The sequence below is a fragment of the Zoogloea oryzae genome (assembly GCF_030161255.1).
Classification (GTDB): Bacteria; Pseudomonadota; Gammaproteobacteria; order Burkholderiales; family Rhodocyclaceae; genus Zoogloea; species Zoogloea oryzae.
On the sequence record NZ_BSPX01000060.1, the window covers coordinates 21559 to 31350 of the forward strand.

Genomic DNA, 9792 nt, shown 5'->3' on the forward strand with positions numbered 1-9792 from the left:
AAAAACCCCGGAAATCACGGGGGCGTGGAGCCTCACAGCAATTTCGGTGCCAAACAGCCCGGCGACGACACGTCAGGGAGCGCCCTGTAGGTCGGACTTCAGTCCGACATGCCCTGCCAGATCAACCCGTGTTGTCGGACTGAAGTCCGACCTACATCCGACCTACAGGAAAGTTCGGCCTGTCAGCCCAGCCCGTACTTGCGGATCTTGTCGTGGAGCGTGGTCTTGGCCACCGCCAGGGCCTCGGCGGCGCGGGCGAGGCTGCCGTGGCGGCGCAGGGCGTCGGCGATGAGGGCGCGCTCGAAGGCTTCTACGGTCTCGGCGAGCGGCTGGGGGCCGTCCGGGCGCACTTCGCCGAAGGGCGGAGAGCCGCCTTCGATGCCCAGCACGCAACGGTCGGCCACGTTGCGCAGCTCGCGCACGTTGCCGGGCCAGGGATAGCCCATCAGCTGCTGGATGCGCCCGGCCGGCGTGTCGGGCACCGGGCGGTTGTGGCGGGCCGCCGCCTGGAGCAGAAAGTGCTCGAAGAGCAGCGGGATGTCGTCGCGGCGCTCGCGGAGCGGCGGCAGGTTGATGGTGGCCACGCTGAGGCGGTAGTACAGGTCGTTGCGAAAGCCGCCCTTGGCGGAGAGCTCCAGCAGATCGCACTTGGTGGCGGCGATCACCCGGCAGTCGATGGGAATCGAGGTGTTGGAGCCGAGGCGTTCCAGCGTGCGCTCCTGCAGCACCCGCAGCAGCTTGATCTGCATGGCCACCGGCATGGTCTCGATCTCGTCGAGGAACAGCGTGCCGCCGCTGGCGTGCTCGATCTTGCCGATGCGGCGCTTGGCGGCGCCGGTGTAGGCACCGGCCTCGTGGCCGAAGATCTCGCTGTCGAACAAAGTTTCGGGCAGGCCGCCGCAGTTGATGGCGACGAAGTTGCCCTTGCGGCGGGCGCTAGCCTCGTGGAGGCAGCGGGCCACCAGCTCCTTGCCGGTGCCGGTTTCGCCGTGGATCAGCACGTCGGCGGCGCTGTCGGCAAGGCCGGCGATCATCGCCCGCACCTTCTCCATGCCCGGGCCGCGGCCGATCAGCCGGCCTTCCAGCTGGTCGCGCTGCTCGAGCTGGTGGCGCAGATCGCGCACCTCCATCACCAGCCGGCGTTTCTCCAGCGCGCGGCGCACCACGTCCACCAGGTATTCGGGCGCGAAGGGCTTCTGGATGAAGTCGTAGGCGCCATCCTTCATGGCCTGCACGGCCATGGTCACGTCGCCGTGGCCGGTGATCATCACCACCGGCAGCTGCGGGTCCAGCGCCAGCAGCTCGCGCAGGAAGGCCATGCCGTCGAGGCCCGGCAGGCGTATGTCGCTCACCACCACGCCGGGGAAATCCCGCCCCAGCCGGCGCCGGGCGGCTTCGGCGCTGCCGGCGCATTCGGCGGCGATGCCTTCGAGCTGCAGCGCCTGCTCGCAGCCCAGGGCCACGTCCGGGTCGTCCTCGATGATCAGGACCTTGGGGGTTTCACTCATGGCGGGCGGTCTCGTCGGCAAGGGGGATGTCGAGGGTGAAGACGGCGCCGCCTTCCGGGTGGTTGGCCCCGGTGAGCGTGCCGCCGAAGTCGCGCACGATGCCGGCGGAGATGGTGAGCCCAAGGCCCAGCCCGGCGCCGGCCGACTTGGTGGTGAAGAAGGGCTCGAACAGGTGGGCCAGCGCCTCGTCGGCGAGGCCCGGGCCGTGGTCACGTACCGACAGACGCACCCGATCGCCGGCCACCGTCACGTCGAGCTCGATGCACGGATCGGGCACGTCGTCCATGGCGTCGAGGGCGTTGCCGATCAGATTCACCAGCACCTGCTCCAGCCGGTTGGCGTCGCACAGGGCGAAGGGTTCGGGCAGCGGGCAGTGGCGGCGCACCTCGGCGCGGCTCTGACGCAGGCGTTGTTCGAGCAGCGCCTGGGCGTTGTCGATGGCGCGGCACAGGGCCACCGGCTGGGCCTTGCCGCTGGACTTGCGGGCGAAGGCGCGCAGCTGGCCAGTGATGTTGCCCATGCGGTCCACCAGGTGGCCGATGCGTTCGAGGTTGGAGCGGGCGGTGTCGGTGTCGCCCCGCTCCAGAAAGCGCGCAGCGTTGCCCGACAGCGTGCGCAGCGCCGCCAGCGGCTGGTTGAGCTCGTGGGCGATGCCGGTGGCGAGCTGGCCGATCACCGCCAGCTTGCCGGCCTGCACCAGTTCGTCCTGGGCGGCGCGCAGGGTGCGCTCGGCGGCGGTGCGCTCGGCCACTTCGCCCTGCAGTTGCTGGTTGGCGGCGGAGAGATCGGCGGTACGCTCCTCGACCTTGCGTTCGAGCTCGTCGTGGGCCTTCTGCAAGGCGGCACGGGCGGCGAGCTTGGCCTTCAGGTGGCGGCGGCGCTCATCGAGCATCATGCCCAGCATGAAGATGAAGGCCGCGCCCACCACCGCCAGCGCGGTGCGGCTCTGGACCATGTCGTCCACCTGCTCGAGATGCGACAGCACGGTGAGCGTCCACGGCGTGCCGGGCAGCGGGCGCGATTGGGCCAGGAAACGGCCGGCCACCGGATAAACCGACACCGGCTCGGGCGAGGCGCGGGCGATGCGCACGAGGCGCGCGCCGTGGTCGAGCTCGGCGAGCTCCTGCAGGCCGAGCGGCTTGAGGGCGCGGCGGTTGTACTGGAGGGTCTGGTCGAAGGCGCTGCGGGTGGCGTCGTCCAGCGGGCGCAGGGTGGTGAACTTCCAGTCGGCCACCGAGCCGAGGATCACCACGCCGTTCTCGTCGCTCACCATCGCCGGCGCCTCGACGGTGCTCCAGGTTTTCTCCAGCTGGTCGAGGCTCACCTTGATAACCGCCACGCCCAGGGTGCGGCTGTCGTCCACCAGGGTCGAGGCCAGGTAGTAGCCGGGCTCGCCGCGGGTGGTGCCGATGCCGAAGAAACGTCCACTGCCGGTGGCCATGGCGTCACGAAAATACGGGCGGAAGGACAGGTCCTCGCCCATGAAGCTGTCGGCCCGGCGCCAGTTGCTGGTGGCCACCACGTGGCCCTTGGCGTCGATCACGTAGATCGACAGGGTGCCGGCGCGCTCGTTGAGCTGCTCGAGGTAGGCATTGACCTGGGGTGCAAGGCGGGCGCCGTCGGGCTGGCGCAGCAGGTCGAGCACGTCGCGCTCCAGCCCCAGGGTGCCGGGCAGGAAGGCGTATTTGCCGATCTCGCGCTCCAGGCTGGCGGAGTACAGGTCGAGCCGGTGCAGCCCGGTGGCCTGCAGCTCGGCCAGGCCCAGCTGCTCGGCGAGCCGGTGGGCCACGAAGCCGGTCAGGCTCATCAGGGCCAGCATCAGCAGGAAGATCGGCAGGCTGTGCAGGAATCGGCGGGACATGGTGGTCAAGGCGGGGGGTTGATCCTATGGTAGCAGCGGCGGCGCGCAGGCTCAGAGCAGATCGTGGAGCTGCTTGACGATCAGCACCGCCACCACCAGCAGGAATGCCTTGCGGATGAAGCCCGCGCCATGGCGCAGCGCCAGGTGGGTGCCGAGCTGGGCGCCGGCGAGGTTGCACACCGCCATCGTCAGCCCCACCGCCCACAGGATCGGCCCGTGGCTGGCGAAGAAGGCGATGGCCGACACGTTGGTGGCGCAGTTGATGACCTTGGCGCTGGCCGAGGCGCGCACGAAATCCATCCCGAAGATGCGCACGAAGCCAAAGATCAGGAAGCTGCCAGTACCGGGGCCAAAGAAGCCGTCGTAGAGCCCGATCACCAGCCCGAACAGCGCGCCACGCCAGGCGTCGCCGGGGCGCGGCTCGTGGGTCTCCGTCTGGCCCAGATCCTTGCGCAGGAAGGTGTAGATCGCCACCGCCAGCATCATCACCACCACCAGCGGGCGCATCGCCTCGCGGGACAACCACGCCACCACCGCCGCACCGAGCCACGCGCCCACCAGCGCCGCAGCGGTGGCCGGCAGCACCAGCCGCCACGGAATGCGCACCGCACGGGCATAGCGCCACAGGGACGCGCCAGTGCCGGCGATGCTCGACACCTTGTTGGTGCCGAAGAGGGTCGGAATGGCCGTCTGGGGGAAGGACGACAGCAGCACGGGAATCTGGATGAGCCCGCCGCCGCCCACCACGGCATCGACCATGCCGGCGAAGAAGGCTGCGGGAGCGAGGATGAACCAGTCGATAGTCATGATCCGGAAGGGAAAAAAGCCCGGCGCGGGGGAGCGCCGGGCAAGGAGATGGGGCGGATGGGAGGGCCGCCCTCATCAGGGAGGATCGTTGGTCGGTGGGTGGAGAGTGGGGAATGGGTAGTGGGAAGTGGGCCCCACTCCCTACTCCCCAATACCCACTACCCATTACGCAGCCAGTGCCGGCACGCTGTCGTCGCCTTCGACCGGCAGGGCCTCTTCGATGTCGGCGAGGGCGGGATCGATCGGGTCGATGGCGCCTTCCCACTTGGCCACCACGGCGGTGGCGATGGCGTTGCCAAGCACGTTGGTTACGGTGCGGCCCATGTCGAGGAAGTGGTCGATGCCCAGCACCAGCAGCAGGCCGGCTTCCGGCAGGCCGAACATCGGCAGCACGGCGGCCACCACCACCAGGGATGCACGCGGCACGCCGGCGATGCCCTTGCTGGAGACCATCAGCACCAGCAGCATGGTGATCTGGGCGCCGAGGGTGAGCGGGATGTCGTAGGCCTGGGCCACGAACAGCGCGGCGAAGGTGGTGTAGATCATCGAGCCATCCAGATTGAAGGAGTAGCCCAGGGGCAGCACGAAGCTGGTCACGCGGTTCTTGATGCCGAACTTCTCGAGCTGTTCCATCAGCTTGGGATACACCGACTCGCTGCTGGCGGTGGAGAAGCCCACCAGCATCGGGCCGCGCACCAGCTTGAGCAGGCGGAACACATCCTTGCCGAGCACGAAGTAGCCGGCGGCGATGAGCACGCACCACAGGGCGGCCAGCGCCACGTAGAAGCTCACCAGCAGCTTGCCGAACACCAGCAGCATGCCCAGGCCCTGGGTGGTGATGGCACCGGCCACGGCACCGAACACGCCCACCGGGGCAAAACGCATCACGTAGTCGGTCACCTTCAGCATCACGTGCACCACTTCTTCCATCGTGCACACCAGGCTGCGGGCGGTCTGGTTGTGGAGGTGGCCGAGGGCCAGGCCGAAGAACACCGCGAACACCAGGATCTGCAGGATCTCATTGGCCGCCATCGCCTCGAAGATGTTCTTCGGGAAGACGTGGGTGATGAAGTCCTTCAGGTTGAGGGCGCCCGTCTTGAGGTTGGTGGCGGTGCCCACGTCCGGCAGCGGCACGCCCAGGTGGGCGCCCGGCTGCAGCAGGTTGGCAAACACCAGCCCGAGCAGCAGCGAACAGAACGACGCACCGACGAACCAGCCCAGCGCCTTGGCGCCGATGCGGCCGACGGTCTTCGAGTCGCCCATCCCGGCCAGGCCCGCCACCAGGGTGGCAAACACCAGCGGGGCGATGATCATCTTGATGAGGCGCAGGAAGATGTCGGTGAGGATGCCGAAGTAGCTGGCGATCTCCTTGGCCTGGGCGGGGCTGCCGGCAAACGTGTTGCAGGCGTAGCCAACGATGACGCCGAGCAGCAGGGCGATGCCGATCAGGGTCGTGAGCCGGTTCATTTTCATGATGAATTCCTCGTGGTCGGATTCGGGGTGGGATCAGGCTGCGCGGGCGGACGCGGTGGGAATCGGTTGCGGACGGGTGAGCACCTCGGGGCGCAGCACCTCGGCCAGCTGGGCGGCGTTCATCAGGCCGCGCTCCAGCACGATCTCGGCCACACCCCGGCCGCTGGCGTGGGCCTCGGCGGCGACTTCGGTGGCGTTGGCGTAACCGATGTACGGGTTGAGGGCGGTGACGATGCCGATGGAGCGGGCCACGCTCTCGCGCAGGGCGTCGCGGTTGGCGGTGATGCCCTCGACGCAGTGGGTGGCCAGCGCGTGGCAGGCGTTGGTGAGGTGCAGCACGCTCTTGAACAGGCTGTGGGCGATGATCGGCTCGAAGGCGTTGAGCTGGAGCTGGCCGGCCTCGGCGGCGAAGGTGACGGTCATGTCGTTGCCGATCACCTCGAAGGCCACCTGATTGACCACTTCCGGGATCACCGGATTGACCTTGCCCGGCATGATCGACGAGCCGGCCTGGCGCGGCGGCAGGTTGATCTCGCCGAAGCCCGCGCGGGGGCCGGAGGACAGCAGGCGCAGGTCATTGCAGACCTTGGAGAGCTTGACCGCCACGCGCTTGAGCACGCCGGAGAGCTGCACGAAGCTGCCGCAATCCTGGGTGGCCTCCACCAGATTGGGGGCGGTAACCACCGGGATGCCGCTGATCTCGGCGAGCTTGCGGCACACCAGCGGCGCGTAGTCCGGGTGGGCGTTGATGCCGGTGCCGATGGCGGTGGCGCCGAGGTTGATCTCGCGGATCAGCAGCGCGGCTTCCTGCAGGCGGGCTTCGTCCTCGCCGAGCATCACGGCGTAGGTGGAGAACTCCTGGCCGAGGGTCATCGGCACGGCGTCCTGCAGCTGGGTGCGGCCCATCTTGAGCACGTCGGCAAACTCCACCGCCTTGCGCTCGAAGGCGCCCCGCAGCCCGGCCATCGCGTCGATCAGCCGGAAGATGCCCACGTAGGTGGCGAGCTTGAGGGCGGTGGGATACACGTCGTTGGTCGATTGACTCATGTTGACGTGCTCGTTGGGGTGCAGCTTCGTGTAGTCGCCACGGGCGTGGCCGAGGAGCTCCAGCGCGCGGTTGGCGATCACCTCGTTGGCGTTCATGTTGGTGGAGGTGCCGGCACCGCCCTGGATCACATCCACCACGAAGTGCTCGTGGAGGTTGCCGTCGATCACCTCGCGGCAGGCGGCGACGATGGCGTCGGCGCGGGTGGCGTCGAGCAGGCCCAGCTTCTGGTTGGCACGGGCGGCGGCCTGCTTGATCTGGGCCAGGGCGCGGATCAGGTCGGGATAGACGGCGATGGAGATGCCGGTGATGTCGAAGTTCTCGCGGGCCCGCAGGGTGTGCACGCCGAAGTAGGCGTCGGTGGGCACTTCGCGGTCGCCGAGCAGATCGTGTTCGAGGCGGAAGCCGGGGTTGGTCATGGTCGTTGTCTCCTGTTTTATTGGCAGCGCCACTGCGGGCGCCATGCCCATATCCATTGCACGGCCCGTGCCAGCCGGCAGGAGACAGCAAGCGGTTGATTGGATTTGGATTTTTATTTTCCGGCGACGCGCGGGAAACGGATTTCCGGATTTGCGCGGGGAAAGGCGTTCGGAAATCCGAACGACCGGGGACAAATCGGAGAGGGGGATGTCGGGCTGAAGCCCGACCTACAAGGGCGTGCGAGCCAGCGAACCTGTAGGTCGGGCTTCAGCCCGACAAGGGCAGGCGCGAAACAAAAAAACGGCAGCAGCGCCTTGCACGCTGCTGCCGTCATCCGGGATGGGGTCAGCTCATTCTTCGAGCAGACTGCGCAGCATCCAGGCGGTCTTCTCGTGGACTTCCAGCCGCTGGGTGAGCAGGTCGGCGGTGGGCTGGTCGTTAGCCTTGTCCACCAGCGGGAACAGGCCCCGGGCGGTGCGGGCGGTGGCTTCCTGGGCGGCCACCAGCAGGCGCACCATCTCCAGCGCGGCCGGCACGCCTTCGGGCTCGTCGATGGAGGTGAGCGAGGCGAACAGCTTGCCGGTGCCCGGCGCCGGGTGGCCGAGGGCGCGGATGCGCTCGGCGATCACGTCCAGCGCGTTCCACTGCTCGGTGTATTGGGCCATGAACATCTGGTGCAGGGTGTTGAACATCGGCCCCTTCACGTTCCAATGGAAGTTGTGGGTCATCAGGTAGAGGTTGAAGCTGTCGGCCAGGAGGCGCGACAGGCCGGCGGCGATCTCGGCCCGGTCGTCGGCGCTGATGCCGATGTCCATCACGGGGCCGGCGGATTTGGTGGCTTTCTTTTTCATGGTCGTCTCCTTGTCGGTCGTTCGTCGTCGATGGAGAGAGTATCGGCCGGGCCGGCGGCAGCGTCCAATTGTCATGTTCGCTGCTGACGATTGGAAAAACCAATCGTCCGGCGGATGGCGCGGCGCCTCAGCCCATCGCCGTATCGAGGAACATCATCACCGCGAAGCCCGCCATCAGGCCGAGGGTCGCGGAGGTCTGGTGGCCGTTGCGATGGGTTTCGGGAATCACCTCGTGGGACACCACGAAGATCATCGCCCCAGCCGCAAGGCCCAGCCCGATCGGATAGGCCAGCGCCAGCCCGCCGGCGATGCCTGCGCCGAACAACGCGCCCAGCGGCTCCATCAGGCCAGACGCGCCGGCCATCAGCACGGCCGGCCAGGCCCGCACGCCCGCGGCACGCAGGGCCATCACCACCGCGAGCCCCTCGGGGATGTCCTGGATCGCGATGGCGCTGGTCAGCGGCAGGCCCACGTTCATGTCGCCCTGGGCGAAGCTCACCCCGATGGCCATGCCTTCGGGCAGGTTATGCAGGGTGATCGCCAGCACGAACAGCCACACCTTGCCCACCCGGTCGCAGCCCGGGCCGCAGGGGCCTGTGCTCTCGTGCTCGTGGGGGGTGAAGCGGTCGAGGCCCAGCATCAGCAGCACGCCCAGGGCCATCCCGGCGGTCACCGTGAGCGCCCCCATCGCGCCGCTGCCGGTCATCTCCTTGGCGGCGGCAAGGCCGGGCAGGATCAGCGAGAAGGAGCTGGCGGCCAGCATCATCCCCGCCGCAAAGCCGAGCAGGCTGTCCTCGGCCCGGGCCGACAGCTTGCGCAGGGTGATCCCCGCCAGCGCGCCCAGCGCCGTGGCGCCAAAGCCGGCCAGCCCGCCCAGCATCGCCAGCCGCAGGGGCTCGCCCCCGCCGGCGATGCCGTCGCTCACGCCGCTCGCCAACAGCAGCAGCATCGCCGCCAGCGAGATCACCAGCCCGCCGGTCATCCACGGATGCTGGCGGGCCTGGATGCGCCAGGCGTCCCGCCAGGCAAGGCCCGCCATCTCGCCACCGGCCAGGGCGAGGCCGCCGGCGCTGTTGTTGTCGCTCATCGTTCCTCCCTGATCGCGGCCGGCTCAGCCGACGAGGCTGCGGGCCATCTCGGCCAGCCACAAGGCCGCGCCGATGGCGACGACGACCGAGCCGATCACAAAGCGGACGCGGTGGTCATGGGCGTTGGCGTGGGCCGCGTGGCTGGCGTAGCGGATCGTTCTCATGGCGGTCACCTCCTGTCTCTTGATGATTGCATTCTTGCCGCAGCGCCCGATCAAGTCCAATTGCCAATATTCCTGCTCGCGATAGGGTCAATTGATCGCCCCTCAGCCAAAGCGCACCCCCTGGGCCAGCGGCAGGCTGCCCGAGTAGTTGATGGTGTTGGTGGCCCGCCGCATGTAATTACGCCACGCGTCCGAGCCTGCCTCGCGGCCGCCGCCGGTCTCCTTCTCGCCGCCAAAGGCGCCGCCGATCTCGGCGCCGGACGGCCCGATGTTCACGTTGGCAATGCCGCAGTCACTCCCCGCCGCGGCCAGAAACTGCTCCGCCTCGCGCAGGTCGGTGGTGAAGATCGACGACGCCAGCCCCTGGGGCACGCCATTGTGCAGCGCGATGGCTTCGTCGAAGCTGCGGTAGCGCAGGGCGTACAGGATGGGGCTGAAGGTCTCGCGGGCCACCAGCGCGGTCTGCGCAGGCATCTCCACCAGCGCCGGGCGCACGTAGCAGCCGTCCGGGCAGCCCGGCACGGCCACCGTTTCGCCGCCGTCCACACGGCCGCCTTCGGCCTGCGCCTGGGCCA

The 9792-nt window shown here is 68.5% G+C and carries 9 protein-coding genes; all 9 read right to left on the bottom strand.

From position 1 onward, the window contains the following. Positions 1-182: 182 nt before the first annotated feature. On the bottom strand, positions 183-1508 hold the full coding sequence (locus QQK25_RS16850) for a sigma-54-dependent transcriptional regulator (RefSeq protein WP_284188973.1): 1326 nt from the start codon (positions 1506-1508) through the stop codon (positions 183-185). After that, a complete protein-coding gene (locus QQK25_RS16855) occupies positions 1501-3369 on the bottom strand; it encodes a sensor histidine kinase (RefSeq protein WP_284188974.1) in 1869 nt (622 codons plus the stop codon). The genes QQK25_RS16850 and QQK25_RS16855 overlap by 8 nt, the downstream gene beginning before the upstream one ends. Positions 3370-3420: 51 nt before the next feature. Continuing rightward, positions 3421-4176, bottom strand: a complete 756-nt coding sequence (locus QQK25_RS16860; RefSeq protein WP_284188975.1) for a sulfite exporter TauE/SafE family protein — start codon at positions 4174-4176, stop codon at positions 3421-3423. A gap of 165 nt (positions 4177-4341) precedes the next feature. Further along, entirely contained in the window at positions 4342-5649 is a 1308-nt protein-coding gene (locus QQK25_RS16865) for a dicarboxylate/amino acid:cation symporter (protein WP_284188976.1), read from the bottom strand. A gap of 33 nt (positions 5650-5682) precedes the next feature. Continuing rightward, complete coding sequence (aspA, locus tag QQK25_RS16870; RefSeq protein ID WP_284188977.1) at positions 5683-7113, bottom strand: aspartate ammonia-lyase; 1431 nt, start codon at positions 7111-7113, stop codon at positions 5683-5685. Positions 7114-7464: 351 nt separating this feature from the next. Beyond that, positions 7465-7965, bottom strand: coding sequence for a Dps family protein (locus tag QQK25_RS16875; protein WP_284188978.1), 501 nt, complete (start codon positions 7963-7965; stop codon positions 7465-7467). Positions 7966-8092: 127 nt separating this feature from the next. Further along, positions 8093-9052, bottom strand: a complete 960-nt coding sequence (locus QQK25_RS16880; RefSeq protein WP_284188979.1) for a ZIP family metal transporter — start codon at positions 9050-9052, stop codon at positions 8093-8095. A gap of 24 nt (positions 9053-9076) precedes the next feature. After that, positions 9077-9217, bottom strand: a complete 141-nt coding sequence (locus QQK25_RS16885) for a hypothetical protein (protein ID WP_284188980.1) — start codon at positions 9215-9217, stop codon at positions 9077-9079. A 102-nt stretch (positions 9218-9319) separates the two neighbouring features. After that, the coding region (locus QQK25_RS16890) for an aldehyde dehydrogenase family protein (RefSeq protein ID WP_284188981.1) at positions 9320-9792 on the bottom strand (473 nt) is incomplete at its 5' end.